The sequence below is a fragment of the Sinanaerobacter chloroacetimidivorans genome (genome assembly GCF_018128545.1).
GTDB classification, from domain to species: domain Bacteria; phylum Bacillota; class Clostridia; order Peptostreptococcales; family Anaerovoracaceae; genus Sinanaerobacter; species Sinanaerobacter chloroacetimidivorans.
The window spans coordinates 187,987-204,751 of record NZ_JAGSND010000008.1; the positions used below are offsets into that span (position 1 = coordinate 187,987).

The window sequence follows — 16,765 nt, forward strand, 5'->3', positions numbered from 1 at the left end:
ACTGATTACCTCCAAAAAGTATCGCTATTTCCGTTAGTCTAAAATTGCTATGGCTCTAATAGGAGAACCGTCCGCATCAATGTGCTTTAATGGTAATGCACAAAATATAAATAAATCACTTCCGACTAAATCCAAATTCATAAGATTTTCTATTACTACAATTTCATTTTCCTTAAATAACCTTTTATGAATTGGTAAATTCTCGTCGGGAATTGGATCGATTCCAATTACATCCAGGCCAACTCCTTTTTTGTTACCTTTGATGAGAAAATCAACAACTTCATCATCGATGTAAGGATAATCTCCGAAATACTGTTCGGTGCCCCAATATTTATCCCAACCCAAACGGAAAAGAATAAATTCCGCTTGATCAGCCTTATCTTTGTTTTTGCTGATAGAATCCATGGTAATTCTCTGTCCTTCCTTTAAATCGGAACAGTCTACTACCAATGCCTTTCCGACAAATTGAGTGATTGGAAACTGGTCGAGTGTTGTTCTGCCAGCAAATAAATGAGCGGGAGGATCCATATGTGTGCCGGTATGGGTATACATCGTCATTAATGTTTCCTTAAATCCATCGACTTCATATGAATTTGCCGGTTTAAACTTCGGACCTTCCGTTCCGGGATAAACAGGCATATCCTCTGAAATAAAATGTGTCAAATCAATAACCTTCATAATATTACCTCCTTGATTTCATGATATAAAAATAGGCAAAAAATTCTGCACCCTGTCAAAAATTTTTACTGCTGAATTTTTTTCGCTTTCTTGGCCTCTCTTTCAGCTTTATCGATCGGCAGCTGCTCATTAAAATATTCCTTTTTCAACTGGGCGACCTTTCCACCGAGATACAATAATCCAATCAGATTTGGTATCATCATTAACCCATTTGTAGTATCCGCCAAATCCCATACGAAACCAAGTGTACTGACAGATCCTATAAGAATCATGATCAGCCACAGAACCTTTACATAGGGTTTGCTTTTCTCTCCAAAGAAGAATTCCACAGCTTTTTCTGCGTAATAATACCAAGTAATAAGACACGAATAACCAAACAGGAATACTGAAGCCAGAACGATCATACCGCCAAAATTTCCAGGAAGCATTTTATCGAATGCAGCCATGGTGAGTGCAGAACCGGAAAGACTCTCGCCGACATTCCACAATCCGGAAAGTATAATCGTCAGTCCTGTTACAGTACAAACCAGCAGCGTATCAATGCAAAGTTCAACCGGAGCCCATATAGCCTGCTGGCAGGGATGTTCAACCCTGGCGCTTGAATGCACGATTGCCCCTGAACCCAATCCGGCTTCATTAGAAAAGATACCTCGTGCCATTCCATATCGCATGATTACCCAGACAGAAGTGCCTGCAGCGCCTCCTAATCCGGATTGAGGATTAAATGCCGCCTCGAAAATCTGTCCAAATGCGGAAGGTACTTCCGGCAAATGAAGAAATATAATCACAAGCCCGGACAGTATGTAAATTGCACCCATAAACGGAGATATCACTTCGCATACCTTTCCGATGCTCTTGATTCCGCCAAAAATAACAATACCAGTCATTACGGCCAATATGATCCCCAACACAATGGCAGGCGTATCAATTTTTTCCATAAATGCAGTAGTTATCGTGTTGGTATCTACGACAGCAGAAATAACAAATGCGGCAGGTATTGTAAGTATTGAGAAGATTATTCCAAGCCACTTCTGTCCCATCCCGTCTCTTAGATAATACATTGGACCGCCTGACATATTTCCATCCTTATCAGCAACTCTATATCTGATCCCAAGTGTAATTTCAGAAAACTTCGTTGCCATACCTATCAATGCCGCAATCCACATCCAAAACAATGCGCCGGGTCCGCCCATTACAAGCGCTGTGGCAACACCTGCAACGTTTCCGGATCCGACAACTGCAGCCACTGCAGTCATTGCAGCTTGGAACGATGTAATATCTCCTTCTCCTTTCTGCTGAGCTTCTTCCCGGTATTTTTTCGAAAAAGCTCTTCCAAGAGTTCTGCGAACAATGAATCTTATGTGTGTAAATTGTGGAAATCCCAGCCTGATCCCCAGATAAATACCTGTACCAAGTAGTAGAATAATTCCTGGCGGTCCCCATACGAAGCTATTTATTGCACCATTCAACTTTAAAATACTATCCATTATGTTTCCTCCTTGATTTATTTAGGTAAGCGCTTACTTGCAAAAATATTTTTGCATATTCTATGCCAATGCTAATTTTTTTGAATTTTGTTACAATTTCACAGATGAAGTGGGATTTCGATACAAAAAATAGGCAGAAAATTTTGCACCTCTGCAAAAAAATTTGCTAATTAAAAATTGTGAAAGGAGTATTATAAGTAATATAAAAGACTCGTAAAGAATCTTACTAATTTTGGCAGAAAATTTTGCAGGGTGTTATCAAGTGTGCTATATTAAATTAAATAAGATAAGGAGGGTTGGTGCTTCAATGAAAGGAAAGGATTATAAAGCTATCCTGCAGCTTGTTACTCAAAACATCAATGAAGGTATTTATATTGTTCGGGCTGATGGAATGAGTATGATGTATAACGATAGAATGTCTAAACTGGAAGAAATGAGAATAGAGGATGTTATAGGCAAAAATGTCAAAGAAGTTCAATCCCATATTCCTGATGAAGAAAGCACATTAATGAAGGCTTTAAAATATAAAATTACGACTCCGGATTATCATCAAACGTTCATTAACCAATATGGAAAAGAAATTACAACAATAAATACAACAGTTCCGGTTATCAATGAGAATGGTGAAGTAATTGCTGCGGTTGAGATTGCTAAAGATGTTACTGAAATTAAAGAAATGTCTAATACAATTCTTGATTTACAAAGTGAAGCTATTAATACAGCTAAATTTAAAAATAAGGAAATTAAAACTTATACTTTTGAAAATTTGATTGGTAGTAGTGAAAACTTTTCTAAAGTCTTAGATAAATGTAAAAGAGCATCAAAAGTAACTGCATCGGTACTAATTTATGGAGAAACCGGAACTGGAAAGGAATTAATTGCGCAAAGTATACATAATGAAAGTGACAGAAAAGGCAAACCGTTTTTAGCACAAAATTGTGCTGCTTTACCTGAGAGTTTGTTGGAAGGGATATTATTTGGAACCTCTAAGGGTGGGTTTACAGGAGCGATAGATCGTGAAGGATTATTTGAACAGGCAAACGGAGGAACATTGTTATTGGATGAAATCAGCGCTATGCCATATGATCTTCAAAGCAAACTGCTTCGTGTACTCCAGGAAAACTATATCAGAAGAGTCGGCGGTACGAAGGATATTCCTATTGATGTAAGAATCATTGCAACAATCAATGAAAAAGCAGAAGATTTAATAATAAATGGCAAATTGAGACAGGATCTATATTACAGGTTGAAAATTATTGAAATCAACGTTCCTCCTTTAAGGGAACGTAAAAGTGATATTTTACCGTTGATTGAATACTTTTTAAAAAAATACAGCAGCGAATTTAAGAAGCACATAAAAGGTATCAGTGATAAGGGGAAAGAATTACTTATAAACTATGAATATCCAGGCAATATAAGAGAATTAGAACATATTATAATGTCAATCATTTCAATGAGCGAAGATGAGGATTTCATAAAAGAAGATCAATTGGAGCTTCCGATCAACACAAGACCCCAAAAAAAAGTTGAAGTTACGGATAACTTAAAAGACCTGGGGCTTGAAAAGTATATTGATAATATTGAGAAAGCAATCATTATAGAAGCTGTTGAAAATTCAGGCGGGTTTGTTTCTAAAGCCGCAAAGCAGCTTGGATTGAAAAGGCAGACCTTACAATATAAACTAAGAAAATATGGTATTCAAGCGTGCGATGATACTAAATAAAGAGTAATGCAGTCGTTTTTCCTTGCTTTTCCAACCGTTATCATGTACAATTAACCGTTAAGGATACTTTTCAAAATACAGAAATGTAATGAAAATTGAAAAATTACCGATAATAAAATCATATAAAGAATGTAAAGATCGCATAAGAAAGGAATGGAATGAAAAACTTAATATTTAAAGAATTGAACCTATCACACGAAGTACAAAAAGCCTTAAGCCAAATGGGTTTTGAAGAAGCAACTCCCATTCAATCCAAATCCATACCGTATATTATGGAAGGCAGAGATATTCTCGGACAAGCTCAGACCGGAACGGGAAAGACCTGTGCCTTTGGTATCCCTGCCATCGAAATGATAGATCTTACGTTACCTAGCGTTCAGGTTTTAGTTCTTTGTCCTACCAGAGAATTAGCCATCCAGGTGGCGGAAGAGCTGAAAAATGTATCAAAATTTAAAAAAGGTCTCAGAATTCTTCCTATTTATGGGGGGCAATCCATTGACCGGCAAATCATGGCTCTAAAGAACAAGCCTCAGATCATCGTCGGTACACCGGGAAGAGTCATGGATCACATGAGAAGACGGACGCTAAAGCTGGCCAACTTGAAGATGTTGATTTTGGACGAAGCGGATGAGATGCTCAATATGGGATTCCGGGAAGACATCGATGTGATTTTGCAGGATCTTCCAACAGACAGACAAACGCTGCTTTTCTCGGCTACCATATCCAGTGAAATAAAAGAAATTACGAAATTATATCAGAAAAATCCGGAACACGTGGTTACCGTACAAAAGGAGCTTACCATTCCCAGCATCGAGCAATTTTATCTTGAGGTGCGGGAATCATCCAAGCTTGAACTATTATGCAGATTGGTTGATGCCAAAAATATTAAATTAGGTATTGTGTTCTGCAATACAAAAAAACGGGTGGATGAACTTACCAGTTCCCTTCAGGCCAGAGGCTATTCGGCTGAATCTCTTCATGGTGATATGAAGCAGACGGAACGTGACAGAGTGATGACTAAGTTCAGGAAAGGTCAGATCGAAATTCTGGTTGCCACGGACGTGGCTGCCCGAGGAATTGATGTCAATGATATTGAAGCTGTGTTCAACTACGATATCCCAAGTGATGAAGAATACTATGTACATCGTATCGGAAGAACCGGAAGGGCAGGGAAGAAGGGCGTATCTTATTCCTTTGTCTTTGGAAGAGATATCTATAAACTGAAAGATATTCAGCGTTTTACCAAGTCGGAAATTCTGCCGATGAGACCGCCAAGTATTTCTGATGTGGAAGAAGTAAAGCTTGATGCTGCGGTGAATCAGGTTGTCTCCCTTTTGGAGGACGGCGGGTATTCAAAATATCATAACGCCATTGAAAAAATATTAACGGAAGCCGACGATGTAACCAGTCTGGATGTGGCGGCTGCTCTGTTTAAGCTGGCATTCGATGAACTGGACCGCAGCTATGAGGTTTCCGATCTGGATGACGAGGCAAGCTATTACAGAAAGGATGGAATGGTTCGTTTATTCATGAATGTAGGAACGATGGATAAGATCCAACCAAAGAATATTGTTCAGGGCATTGCATCCAAGTCCTCTTTATCAGGAAAGTTAATCGGCGCGATCGATATTCATAAGCAATTTACTTTTGTTGAAGTCCCTGAAGAGTACGCCGACGAGGTCATGGCTTCCATGAGAGATTTTACCCATAGAGGAAGACTCGTATCCGTAGAGAAAGCAGGGAAAAGACAGAGACCCAAAGGAAACAAGGGAAGAGGAAGCAAAAAGAGATATTAAATTATCTCTTTTTCTTTTATTTCTTCATTTGTTCTGCAAGCTCGTTGAGGTAAATCCAACGTTCCATCTTAAAGGTTAGTTCCTGATCCAAAGCTTCTTTTCTCAGCAATAACTCCTGCAGCAGAAGATGGTTTGAGGTTTCTTTTGCTATTTGGTCATCCAGATCGGCAAGCTGATCCTCCAGGCAGGCAATTTCTCCATCGATGGATTCATATTCTCGCTGTTCATTATAAGTAAATTTTACTTTAGCAGGTTTTGCTGCATCGGATTTTTTAGGATTGTTTTTGTCTGCTTTTTGAATAATGCTGCTTTTCTGCTCTTCTTTTTCCAGTTGATGCATTTCCAAATAATCGGAGTAACCGCCCGGATAGTGGCCGATCTCTCCATTTCCCTGGAAAGCAAAGATTCGTACAGCCACACGATCCAGAAAATACCGGTCATGGGATACTGCAATGACTGCTCCGGGAAAGGAATCCAGATAATCCTCAAGGATGGTTAACGTCTGGATATCCAAGTCGTTGGTAGGCTCATCGAAGATTAAAACATTGGGTGCACTCATGAGTATTTTTAATAAGTATAATCTCCTGCGCTCTCCTCCTGATAATCTCCCTAAGGGTACTGAATGCATGAAACTGGGGAATAAAAATCGTTCCAGCATCTGGCTTGCAGAGAGGGTGCCATGATCTGTGGAAACTTGATACGCTTCGCTTTGGATATAATCTATAACTCGCAGAGAAAGATCCATTTCTTCATTCTCCTGAGAAAAATATCCGATTTTTACGGTCTCTCCAATTTCAATATTTCCTTTGTCCAGAGGGAGGACCCCCAATATCATTTTTAAAAGGGTGGACTTGCCGGAACCGTTAGGTCCTACAATTCCAACTCGGTCATTTCTCAAAAAAGTATATGAAAAATCGGTAATTAATACTTTATTACCGAAGCTTTTACTAATGTGATGCAGTTCCAGTACTTTTTTTCCCAATCTGCTGTTTTTTGTTTGGAGCTGCAGCTTTTCCTGGCTGAACTGAAGAGCGGAATTTTTCAGCTCTTCGAATCGCTCGAGCCTTGATTTGGATTTTGTGCCTCTTGCCCGAACACCTCTGCGGATCCACTGAAGTTCTTTTCGGTACAGCGTGAGCCGCTTTCTTTCCGAAGAGAGGGCCATTTCCTCTCTGGCAATTTTTCCATCCAGATACTTTGAATAGTTTCCTTCATAAAAATAGAGGGCATCTCCGGTTAATTCACCAATTTTGTTGGTTACACGGTCAAGGAAATAACGGTCATGGGTGATCAAGACAATCGCTCCGGATTGATTCACAAGATATTTTTCAAGCCAATCGGCCATTTCACTATCGATATGATTGGTAGGTTCATCCAGAATCAATAAATCCACAGGATGAACCAATACGCCGGCCAGTGCGACACGTTTTTTTTCTCCGCCAGACAGCTGATATACAGGTTTTTCAAAATCACTGATCCCAAGTTTTGTTAAAATAGTTTTACATTCAAACTCTCTGACATCACGTTCGTGTTCCGGAATTTCCAGAAGAATCTGTTCCATTACAGACAGCTCTTTTTGAAAAGAGGGGTTTTGAGGAAGGTAGCCGATAGTAATTCCATTGGTTTTTGTAATAGTTCCGCTATCCGCTTCTTCCAGCCCTGCAAGAATTTTAAGCAGGGTAGACTTGCCGGTTCCATTGACTCCGATAAGGCCAATTTTATCTCCTTCATGGATGCTGAGGCTGATTTCTTTTAACAAAGGTACTTCCGTATAGCTTTTCGATATTTTATCGGCGTTTAGTAAAATCATCTGTCTGTCCTAACTTTCTATCTATCTATTTATTTATCTATCTATTTTATTTATCTATCTATTTATCTTTCTATCTTTCTATCTTTCTATCTTTCTATCTTTTTATCTATCTATTTACTTATATGATAACATAATCTTTTTCCTAAGTCATATACCGAAATATACTGAAATCAGAAAAAAAGAATGTCGGAGATAACCGACATTCTATGATTCAGACTTAAAGGCAAGGACCGGTAAATTTAAGCGGTTTGCACTTGATAAACTTTCCGTCACCTTTTTTGCCCAGGAATTCGCCGTCTTTATAAACCAGATTTCCTCTGCTGTATGTGGCAACAGGGTAACCTTTCAGTTTGGCACCTTCCCAGATCGTATGATCCGTATCACCGTGCATAGCGTCATTGGTGATTGTAAAGTTCTTCTTAGGATCGTAAATTACGATATCGGCGTCAAGACCAGGCAGCAGGTCACCCTTCACATGGTCTAAGCCGAATAATTTAGACGGATTTGTCGCGCAAAGTTCAACAGCCTTATTAAATGAAATTCTGCCCTTGTTTGCTTCAGAAAGCATGTAAGGATACATATTTTCAATACCGGCACAACCATTTGGAATCGTTGTGAAATTACCTGGTTTACCGTCTTTTGTAGTGATTCCCCAGTCTTTTTCAGCTTGTGTAAACGGGCAATGGTCAGTTGCAACGGTTGCAATATCGCCTCGTTTGATTCCAGCCCAAATAGCATCCTGAGATTCTTTACCTTTCATTGGAGGTGAGCAAACGAAGTCTCTGCCACGTTCTCTCTTATAAACTTCATTGGTAAAATATAAGTATTGAGGACAAGTTTCAGCAAAGATCGGATATCCTTCGTCTCTTGCTTTTGTGACTGCTTCTACACCTTGCTTATTTGCCAGATGAACGATATAGAGTGAAGTTCCGGCCATTTTTGCCAGGTTGATGGCTCTGACGTCTGCTTCTCCTTCAACATCCTCATTCTTAGCCATGTAATGCCACCATGCATCTGTTTTGCCTTCTGCTAAGTATTGCTTTACCAATACGTTGTTCACGTCTCTATTTTCAGCGTGAACTCCTACCAAAGCGCCGATTTTGGCAGCTTTCTGCAAAACCTGATAGAAGGAACCATCATCAACACCGAAATCATAAACCATGAATACTTTGAAAGAAGGAACACCGTATTTAACGGCATCTTCCATGGAATCAAGTAGTTCAGGAGTTGTTACGTCGCAAACACCAACATGGAAGGAGTAGTCAACTGCTACATCGGGAGCAGCGATAGCATCTCTTCTCTTAATGGCATCAACCATTGTTTCGCCTTTTCCCTGAAGAACAAAATCAAATACTGTTGTGGTTCCGCCGCATGCTGCAGATCTTGTACCAGCATAGTAATCATCTGTTGAAATTGTGCCTCCAAAAGGCATAGCAAGATGGGTATGTCCATCGATGGCGCCTGGGAGTACCAGTTTGCCTTTTGCATCAACAACTTCTGTTCCTTTTTCCGGTTTCAGGTTCTGTCCGATTGCCATGATCTTTCCGTCTTTTACGGCAAGGTCGGCTTTAATTGTGGAATCTGCTGTTACGATAGTACCGTTTTTAATTAATAGATCCAATTGTAAAACCCTCCTTTTCTTTCTTCTTTGCACACTGGGCAAATAGTTTTTAAGATAAGCAGAAGCCCCTGGGTCACAAGGGCTCCTGATTCTTTATAGTATCATAATTTTTAAAAACAATTATTCAAGGACTATCTTTCAGTCATAGCTTCTTCTTCTTCATCGCTGATGAAGGAAGTAGTTTCGTTTTTCATAAGAAGTACATAAACTGCCAAACCAATAACAAATCCTATTACATATCCGTTAGCGGAAACCCACTTTAAGGAAGCAACGCCTAAGCTGCCGAGAGTTGGAAGGATAAATCCGCAAATCCAAGCGATGATGGCTCTGATGTTCCATCCGCTCTGATACCAGTATCTGCCTTCGCTGCCCTGATATAATGCCATTACATCGATATTTCTCTTCTTTACGATGTAGTAGTCAGCAATAAAGATAGCTGCGATAGGAGCTAGGATACCGCCGTAAGTTCCGAGCCATCCGAAGATGAAAGCGCCGGCACCGCCGAAAATCCACCAAGGACGATAAGCGATTGCTAATAAGCAAGCTACGGTTACACCAACCTTGTAGCTGATTTTTTTAGGAGCAATATTAGAGAAGCCGTTGGCAGGAGCAACTACGTTTGCAGCAATATTGGTAGTAATTGTTGCAATGATTACGCCGACGGATACGATAAATGAGATAAATGCGTTGTCAATCAGAGGAAGCACTGCAGTTGGGTCGAAGATTGCATTTCCTAAAGCAAGCTTTGTGGCCTGAGCAAAGAACGCACCAACGAATGCACATAATGCCATCATAACAGGCATTCCGTATAACTGGCCTCTGAACTGTGCTTTCTGTGATTTTGCATATCTGGAGAAGTCAGGAATATTTAACGCCATGGTAGCCCAGAATGCGATATTCGCAGTTAATCCGCCAAGGAACACATATAAGAAACCGCCGCTCTGAGCAACGAGATCCATATCGGTAGCAGCCTGGGTTACATCTCCGAAGGAGAAACCTGAATTTGTTGCAAGAAGCACTGACCAGATGAAAAGTGCTATGGTTAATACAACTAAGATCGGAGCTCCTAAAGCTTCCAGGTATTTGATGCTTTCAGATCCCATAACGGTAATCCACCAAACAGCAAACAGGAAGATACCAAATCCGATGAATGGAGCAGCCGGCATTGCAGCAAAGGATGGAACGAAAGCAGCTACCAAAGATACGATGGCGGCACCACCGATCCAGGATTGAACAGCGTTCCAGCCGCAAGCTGTAAGTGCTCTGGAAAGGGAAGGAATATGAGCACCGATAGGTCCAAAGGTTAATCTTGCAAATACAGGGAACGGGATACCGTACTTAGTACCTGCATGAGAGTTTAATTGAATAGGGATCAGGATAATAATGTTTCCTAATGCTACATTGAATACGGCAAGCCAAGGGGATAACCCTAGAACTACCAATGAGGATGCCATTGTGAAAGATGGAATACAAACTGACATACCGATCCATAGAGAAGTAATGTGGTAAGTAGTCCAAGTTCTCTGGGAGAGAGTAGTTGGTGCCAAATCTTCGTTGTAATACTTAGATGAGGTCAACTCGGCGCGAGCGGCATCGGTTAATTCATATAAACCGTCGCGTTCTTTTTGCGTGTACTTTGACATTAAAACACCTCCATAAAAATTTAACATGTGTAAGATTATTACTGTTTCATTATACAATACTATTTTAGAAATGTAACTAGTTTTTTTTTTGAATACACTAATTATTTTCTAAACTTCAAAATCTTCTGATAAATGGATGATTCCTATTTTTTAAGACCTGAAAAAAGTATCTTGTAAAGTTCCCCCAGATCCCAAACCTCAGATTTTTCAATGTTAATGAAGCATGAAGGACCTATGGTATTATAGTTGAAACTGATAAAAGAGTTGACAGCACCCATAATACAGGTAGCTGTCAATAAAGGGTCGACATCCAAAAATTCTCCCTTTTCAATTCCTTCCTTTATAATACTGTGCATAATCTTCAATTTATATGCAATTAATTTATGGATTTCGTCAACGAGAACCTGATTATGAAAAATATCAGACTTGATAAGAATGTCGGCAAGCATATTTTTATTGGAGCCGAATTTTGTTGTATTAAAAACTTCAAATTCGATATATTCTTTAATTTTCGTTTCACAGCTTATCTCTTTGTCAATCAGAAGGGACAGATCCTTGTATGGATCTGCCACCTTCGTTTTAAATAGTTCAAGAATGATTGTATCCTTGCTGTCAAAATATTCGTAAACGGTACCTTTTCCGATTCCTGCGGCGTCCGAGATATCGATGATTTTCGTATCCCAGAAGCCTTTTTCCATAAAGAGCCGATAGGCTGTTTCCAATATCAGATCTCGCTTGGATTTTTTTTCTTTCATTCTGCAACCTCCAATTGTTTCAAACTTTTCTTCTCGTTCTTTTTCTTCATTCTTTTCAGATGAAGATCATCCATAATGGTATAGAATACCGGAACGATGACCAGTGTAATAATGGTTGAGAAAATCAGTCCTCCGATAACTGTAATTCCCATTGGTGCCTGAAGCTCTCCTCCGGAACCGATACCGAGAGAAAGTGGAAGCAAGCCTAAACAGGTTGTCAGCATGGTCATAAAGATCGGTCTGATTCTGAATTTGCCGGCGTTAATAATAGCTTCCGTTCTTGTCGGATAAATCTCTTTATTCTGGTTAATAAAGTCAATCAAAAGAATCGAATTGTTAACAACGATACCGCTTAGCATGATAATACCCAGGAAAGCTACCAAAGATAGCGGCGTCCCGGTTATAAACAGGGCAATAAAAGCACCTGTCAAGGCAAAGGGGATCGCCATCATGATGATGAACGGCTGTACCAGTGATTCAAACTGTGACGCCAGTATCATATATACCAAAACCAGGGACAATAGCAGAGCATAACCCAGACTTGTGAAGGATTCCATCATTTCTTCCTGCTCGCCGCCGGCTTCGTAAGTATAGCCAACGGGCATCTGATATTTACTTAAAGCCTTATTGATATCATTGGATACCGATTGCAGATCCCGGCCTGTAATATTGGATGATACGGTAATGGTTCTTACCTGATCCTGCCTGTTGATCTGAGAAGGGGAATTATCGTAGACAAAATCTGCAATTTCACCTACTGTAACTTTTTGTCCGGTGACGGTTGGGACCAGGATCTGTTTCATATTTTCAACAGAGGCCTTGTAACTGTCATTCAGGGAAAGAACAATATCCGTTTCCGTGCCGTCTGTTTTCAGCGATGTTGCCTTTGAACCAGATAATGCCGATTCCAGTGCATTGGCAAGCTGATAAGAGGTGATTCCGTATTGGGAAGCATTATTACGATTGATCATTACCCGGACTTCAGGATTTCCTTCCGTAACATCTGACGTAACATTAACTGTTCCTTCTACACCGCGGATGATTTCTTCAAAATCCTTGGAGATGTCTCTCAGCGTATCCAGATCGTCTCCCTTAAGCGCGATGGAAATAGGGTTTGAGTTCATCGACATACTCATGGAGGAAGATTCTGCGAAGGTTAATTTCGCACCAACAATATGCTGAAGATCCCGGGAAGCCTGATTGGTAATTTCCGTTGTACTTCTTTTACGGTCTTTTTTGTCAATAAGGTTTACTGTAATCGTCGATTCATTGGCTGAGCTCATACTGAACATGTTGCTGTTGCCTATGGAAATGGAGCAAACTTTCAGTTCAGGGATGTTATGCACAACGTAGTCTTCGATCTGACTGACAGTCGCATCTTTTTCTTCCAGGGAAGTACCGTAAGGCATTTCCGCGGTTATGGTAAAGCTGCCTTCATCACTGGAGGGAAGCAATTCTCCGCCGACAAAACCGACGAGTGCGGCAGAGGCAATTAAAAAGACGGTGGCCCAGATAAGGACTTTCTTTCTATGACCCAGTGAATATTTTATGATCCGCATATAATGATCAGTGATATAGTTCAGGCCCTTTTCAAAGAGAGGGAGCAGTTTCAGCTCATAGGAACGACCCTTAAAATGAATATGGGTGCCCATGTCCTTGGTATTCAATAATCTCGAACACAGCATAGGAACAACTGTCAGTGCAACAAGCAGGGAGCAAAGAAGTGCAAAACCTATGGTATATGAGAATTCCTTAAAGATGGTTGCCGCCATGCCTTCTACAAAAACGATGGGTAAAAATACTGCTATTTTTGTCATGGTCGCTGTAAAAACCGGCATGGATACTTCCTTTGTACCGATTATGGATGCTTCCATTGCAGAAATACCCTCGTCCCGTTTTCGATAGACATTTTCCATGACAACAATGGAGTCGTCCACCAACATACCGATACCGATGGCAAGACCGCTAAGGGAGAGAATATTCATGGTGAGTCCTGTAAAATACATAATGATAAAGGTCGCGATGATGGAAGTCGGGATGGATATGGCGATGATCATCGTGGAAGCGATGTTTCTCAGGAAGAAGAAACAAACAATGACTGCAAGGATACAACCCATCACAGCGGTTTCAGCAACATTATAGATGGATTTCTTGATATAATCCGCCTGATCGTAAGAAACCGTGAACTCCAGCTCGGGATGCTTTTCTCGCAGGTTTTCCAATGCTGCATTTACTTTGCCGGACACAATAACCGTATTGGCGGTGGACTGCTTGGTAATACTGATTCCTATGGCAGGTACCTGGTTGACTCGACCAATGGAGGTTTGATCCTTGGTTCCTTCCGTAACTGTAGCTACATCGTCCAGATAAATGATTTCTCTGGTCGGAAGGGCCAAAGGCACTCTCTTCAAATCATCCAGGCTGTCAAATTCACCGATGGTACGAACCACTAGCTCTTTGGAACCTTTGTCAACGTTTCCGCTGGGAAGATTGATGTTTTCAGCGGACAGAATCTTGCTGATATCACTTAGTGTCAAATTATAGCCTGCCAACCTCTCCTGGTTGAATTCAATGCGAATTTCCTGCTCCGTACCGCCGAAGCTGGAGGCCGCAGCAACTCCTTCGCTTCTTTCCAGGGCAGGAAGGATGTCATCCTCTACAATGCTGTTCAATTCTGTCAGCGTCAAATCGCCGGATACATAGATTTGAGAAACAGGCATCATATTTGGGTTTAAGGAAAAAATCATAGGTTCTGATGCATTTTCAGGCAGATAATCGCTGATTAGAGCTACTTTTTCTCTCATATCCAAAGATGCGAAGTCCATGTCAGTCCCGTTTTCAAATTCTGCGATGACAATGGAAGATCCATCCATGGTATAGGAGGTGATACTGCTTATATTTTCTACCGTGGCAATTTGCTGTTCCACTGGCTTTGTTACGAGATTTTCTATTTCAGTAGGCGCCGCATTGGGGTATTGTACCATAACAAGCGCAACTGGGAGTTCCATTTTAGGGTAAAGGTCTAAAGGTAATTTTGAAAAAGATACGGCACCCAGCACAACAATAATAAACATGAGCATCAGAGTTGTGACCGGACGCTTGATTGCGGTCTTGGAAAAATTCATGTCATCACTCCTACTCTATTATGTTTATTTTTGAAGTTTCTTCCAGGTAGTATTGTCCTTCCACTACAATGGTTTCACCGGCGGCGATTCCGCTTTTGATTTCCGCAAGGTCACCGTTATCAACGCCGACAACGACTTCCTTCATAACAACCTTATTCTCTTTATCTATGGTTGCGACGACAGTTTTTCCCGATTTTATAAGAACCGCGTTGGAAGGGATGGCCAGCACATTTTCCGTTTTTTCAGATGTGATGATAACTTCGGCAAACATTCCCGGCTTCACATCTTTGGAAACACTGTCCAGCGTAACCTTCATGGGGTACGTTAAAGACCCGGTAGCCGGTGCAGGGGACAATGCGGTGATGGTACCGGAAAGGGGTGTATCCGATACGGAGGAAACCAGCACATTTACTTTATCTCCCAGGTTTACTTTGTTGATCATATTTTCAGAAACACTGGTTTCAATTTCTAGCTTGTCGATGTTAGCAATCGTTACTGCAGCCACTGCCTGAGAGGCGATGGTTCCTTCGGAAACGTTGATGGAAGTAACATAACCGTCTATGGGAGAGGTTACCACATAATTGTTTATGCCGTCGCTTGCAGCCGTATAGACTTCCTTTGCAATGCTAAATTGGGTTTTCGCCTGTTCGTATTGCTGCAGGGAGATGGCACCTTCATTGTAAAGGGTAGTCATTCTTTCCAGAGCGACTCTGGCATCATCATAGGATACCTTCGCTTGATTATAGGTGGTTGCCACCTGGGTTTTATCCAGCTCAAAGAGAACCGTGCCGTTGGAAACCTTGTCTCCCAGGCTGACATATACCTTTGTAACCTCACCGGCTATTTTGGGAATGAGAGATACTTCCTCAACCGGTTCAAGGCGTCCCGTTAGGGGAGAGGTGCTTTCCAAGGTGGTAAGTTCTGCTGTAGCTACTTTAATATTGATCACATCGCTTGCTGTAACTCCGGTATCGTCCATCTTTCCGGATACAATTCTGAATACAGCGAAAGCTATGATAAGTATGATTACAATCAATACTATTTTTTTCTTTTTACTCATGCTTTTTAATTTCATTCTTATTCCCCATTTCTGCAAATAAATTAATATGTATCCATTTACCGACCCATGGGTCAGTAACACAACATTATATTATCCAATCTGGGGAATAATGTCAATGAAAAACTGACTCCCGGGTCAAAAAATATTATTTTCATTTGGGTAGGTTGTGGCAATGGCAAATTATTCTACAGTCGAAAATTTTCTACTGATGCGTTATAATGAAAAAAGGGAAGAAAAATGAAATAGAAAGAAATAGAAAAGAGAAATAAAAATGGAAGTAAGGGGGCAAAGATGACTGTTTTATCAAAAAATAAAATAAAAATTGTTGTGGAGCGTTTGGCAGAGATGTATCCGGAAGCGGATTGCGAATTGAAATTCGGCAGTGTTTTTCAGTTGCTGGTTGCTGTTGTACTCTCGGCACAGACTACCGATAAAAGCGTAAACCAGGTAACGGAGGTTCTGTTTCGGGATTATCCCGATGCAGCATCCCTGGCGGCAGTGGAAGAGGAAGACCTGGAAAAAATCATAAAAAGAATCGGCATGTACAAAACAAAGGCAAAAAATGTACGAAAACTCGCTCAGATCATTCGAGATGAATATGGAGGAGAGGTTCCCGGTGATTATGAACAACTCATTGCACTGCCCGGAGTGGGAAGAAAAACGGCCAATGTGGTTCTGGCGAACGGGTTTGGACAACAGCGAATTGCAGTGGATACTCATGTCTTTCGGGTTTCCAACAGAATTGGATTGGTAAAGGAACCGGATGTTCTGAAAACTGAATTCGCTTTAATGAAAGCTCTGCCCGAAGATCAATGGACCAGTATGCATCATGCTTTGATCTGGCATGGGAGAAGGGTATGTGATGCCAGAAAACCTCAGTGCGAAAGCTGCGGCATTCATGATATTTGTTTATTCAATCAGCGAAATAACAAGTAGTAATAATCATAAAACAATCCTTCTATCAAATAATAATGAAAAGACAAGCCGTATTATGATATGCTACCTGTCAAGTAGACAGGGAAAAAATTAAAACTCTATGACGTCAATCATTTAATTGTGGTTGACGT

General features: G+C 40.7%; 11 protein-coding genes. 3 read left to right on the forward strand and 8 right to left on the reverse strand.

Features of this window, described 5'->3' with window-relative positions:
• Positions 1-33: 33 nt before the first annotated feature.
• A complete protein-coding gene (locus KCX82_RS13245) occupies positions 34-678 on the reverse strand; it encodes a cyclase family protein (RefSeq protein ID WP_227018956.1) in 645 nt (214 codons plus the stop codon).
• 65 nt (positions 679-743) lie between these two features.
• Positions 744-2,165 (reverse strand): alanine/glycine:cation symporter family protein, encoded by a 1,422-nt coding sequence (locus KCX82_RS13250; protein ID WP_227018957.1) that lies wholly within the window; start codon positions 2,163-2,165, stop codon positions 744-746.
• A 307-nt stretch (positions 2,166-2,472) separates the two neighbouring features.
• Between KCX82_RS13250 and KCX82_RS13255 the strand changes: the two genes are divergently transcribed.
• Positions 2,473-3,888 carry a sigma-54 interaction domain-containing protein gene (locus KCX82_RS13255; protein ID WP_227018958.1) on the forward strand — a complete coding sequence of 472 codons (1,416 nt, stop codon included), beginning with the start codon at positions 2,473-2,475 and terminating at the stop codon, positions 3,886-3,888.
• A gap of 158 nt (positions 3,889-4,046) precedes the next feature.
• Positions 4,047-5,684 carry a DEAD/DEAH box helicase gene (locus tag KCX82_RS13260; protein WP_227018959.1) on the forward strand — a complete coding sequence of 546 codons (1,638 nt, stop codon included), beginning with the start codon at positions 4,047-4,049 and terminating at the stop codon, positions 5,682-5,684.
• Positions 5,685-5,700: 16 nt separating this feature from the next.
• Here KCX82_RS13260 and KCX82_RS13265 read toward each other — a convergent pair whose 3' ends face one another.
• The 6 genes from KCX82_RS13265 to KCX82_RS13290 all read right to left on the reverse strand — a co-directional run bounded on the left by KCX82_RS13265 (position 5,701) and on the right by KCX82_RS13290 (position 15,698).
• On the reverse strand, positions 5,701-7,494 hold the full coding sequence (locus KCX82_RS13265) for an ABC-F family ATP-binding cassette domain-containing protein (RefSeq protein ID WP_227018960.1): 1,794 nt from the start codon (positions 7,492-7,494) through the stop codon (positions 5,701-5,703).
• A 217-nt stretch (positions 7,495-7,711) separates the two neighbouring features.
• Complete coding sequence (hydA, locus tag KCX82_RS13270; RefSeq protein ID WP_227018961.1) at positions 7,712-9,148, reverse strand: dihydropyrimidinase; 1,437 nt, start codon at positions 9,146-9,148, stop codon at positions 7,712-7,714.
• Between the two features lie 98 nt (positions 9,149-9,246).
• The gene (locus tag KCX82_RS13275; RefSeq protein ID WP_227018962.1) at positions 9,247-10,758 is read right to left on the reverse strand and encodes an NCS1 family nucleobase:cation symporter-1; all 1,512 of its coding nucleotides are present in this window, start codon (positions 10,756-10,758) and stop codon (positions 9,247-9,249) included.
• A gap of 143 nt (positions 10,759-10,901) precedes the next feature.
• Positions 10,902-11,513: a TetR/AcrR family transcriptional regulator gene (locus tag KCX82_RS13280; RefSeq protein ID WP_227018963.1), complete on the reverse strand. Its 612-nt coding sequence runs from the start codon at positions 11,511-11,513 to the stop codon at positions 10,902-10,904.
• A complete protein-coding gene (locus KCX82_RS13285; RefSeq protein WP_227018964.1) occupies positions 11,510-14,638 on the reverse strand; it encodes an efflux RND transporter permease subunit in 3,129 nt (1,042 codons plus the stop codon). Before KCX82_RS13285 ends, KCX82_RS13280 begins: the two co-directional genes overlap by 4 nt.
• Positions 14,639-14,648: 10 nt before the next feature.
• Entirely contained in the window at positions 14,649-15,698 is a 1,050-nt protein-coding gene (locus tag KCX82_RS13290) for an efflux RND transporter periplasmic adaptor subunit (RefSeq protein ID WP_227018965.1), read from the reverse strand.
• 291 nt (positions 15,699-15,989) lie between these two features.
• Here KCX82_RS13290 and nth point away from each other — a divergent pair, with 291 nt between their 5' ends.
• Positions 15,990-16,634: an endonuclease III gene (nth, locus tag KCX82_RS13295; protein ID WP_227018966.1), complete on the forward strand. Its 645-nt coding sequence runs from the start codon at positions 15,990-15,992 to the stop codon at positions 16,632-16,634.
• Positions 16,635-16,765 lie beyond the last annotated feature (131 nt).

Coding starts and splice junctions, on each gene's coding strand:
- KCX82_RS13245 (WP_227018956.1), bottom strand. CDS start 678: ATGAAGGTTATTGATTTGACACATTTTATTTCAGAGGATATGCCTGTT.
- KCX82_RS13250 (WP_227018957.1), bottom strand. CDS start 2,165: ATGGATAGTATTTTAAAGTTGAATGGTGCAATAAATAGCTTCGTATGG.
- KCX82_RS13255 (WP_227018958.1), top strand. CDS start 2,473: ATGAAAGGAAAGGATTATAAAGCTATCCTGCAGCTTGTTACTCAAAAC.
- KCX82_RS13260 (WP_227018959.1), top strand. CDS start 4,047: ATGAAAAACTTAATATTTAAAGAATTGAACCTATCACACGAAGTACAA.
- KCX82_RS13265 (WP_227018960.1), bottom strand. CDS start 7,494: ATGATTTTACTAAACGCCGATAAAATATCGAAAAGCTATACGGAAGTA.
- KCX82_RS13275 (WP_227018962.1), bottom strand. CDS start 10,758: ATGTCAAAGTACACGCAAAAAGAACGCGACGGTTTATATGAATTAACC.
- KCX82_RS13280 (WP_227018963.1), bottom strand. CDS start 11,513: ATGAAAGAAAAAAAATCCAAGCGAGATCTGATATTGGAAACAGCCTAT.
- KCX82_RS13285 (WP_227018964.1), bottom strand. CDS start 14,638: ATGAATTTTTCCAAGACCGCAATCAAGCGTCCGGTCACAACTCTGATG.
- KCX82_RS13290 (WP_227018965.1), bottom strand. CDS start 15,698: ATGAGTAAAAAGAAAAAAATAGTATTGATTGTAATCATACTTATCATA.
- nth (WP_227018966.1), top strand. CDS start 15,990: ATGACTGTTTTATCAAAAAATAAAATAAAAATTGTTGTGGAGCGTTTG.